1 protein-coding gene is annotated in these 742 nt (G+C 67.4%); it reads right to left on the bottom strand.

Translation table 11 applies throughout. The annotated features are described in order from the left end of the window. A partial coding sequence (locus ASJ79_RS25055) for a DUF222 domain-containing protein (RefSeq protein ID WP_156448639.1) occupies positions 1-614 on the bottom strand: 614 nt, incomplete at its 3' end. Positions 615-742: the final 128 nt, after the last annotated feature.

Raw genomic sequence — 742 nt, 5'->3', positions numbered from 1 at the left:
TCGGCGATCCGCGCCGCCAACACCACCGCATCACAGCCCAGCACCTGACCCCACACCAACACCAGCTCATCCGGATCATCCACCGAGCCGATATGGAAATCCCGGGCCTTGACGACCTCCCGAGCCCGGATCACCGCATCCGGATCGAACCGCTCGATCACCGCATCAATGGCAGCCACCAACGCCTCTTGCGACAACGACCCCCACCGCGACGCCTTACCCGCCAACTCGCCATCCAGCAGCGCCAGCACCTGCGGGTCCTCGACCAGCCGGGTGCGCCAACAGATCTTGGCCACCACCTGGGCACTGACCCGGCCCTGCAGATACCGCTCGGCCAGCCGGGGCAGCCGATCACGCAACGCCACCGCGATCCGCATCTGCCCCGAGGCCGCCCGGGTCCCCAGGTTCAACACCGCCCCCAGCTCGCACGCCGCGCCCGCCCACGAGTCATACACCCAGTCATCGCGCCCGTCATCCCAGCTCACCGCCTGATACACCAGCTCGGCGATCGCCGCGGCCTTGCGCGCCCCCGCCTGAGCCTCCTCCCGGGCGCACTGTTCGATCGCAGCCACCACCGCGGACTGCTCCAGCCCCGCGAACAATCGATCGAACATGTGTGCGGCTCCTCAGGTTCTTGTGGGTAGCTGAGGGTGCAGTCCGCCGAGGCAGAGATAGATCATTGAGGTCAGTGTTCGGGCTGAGTGGTGGCCGTAGCCGCGGGCGTTGATGAGGCGGATTTTGG

This window comes from Mycobacterium sp. NAZ190054, assembly GCF_001545925.1.
Taxonomy (GTDB): Bacteria; Actinomycetota; Actinomycetes; order Mycobacteriales; family Mycobacteriaceae; genus Mycobacterium.
The sequence above is the reverse complement of the archived record's forward strand: the minus strand, read 5'-3'. Positions and strand labels throughout refer to the sequence as shown.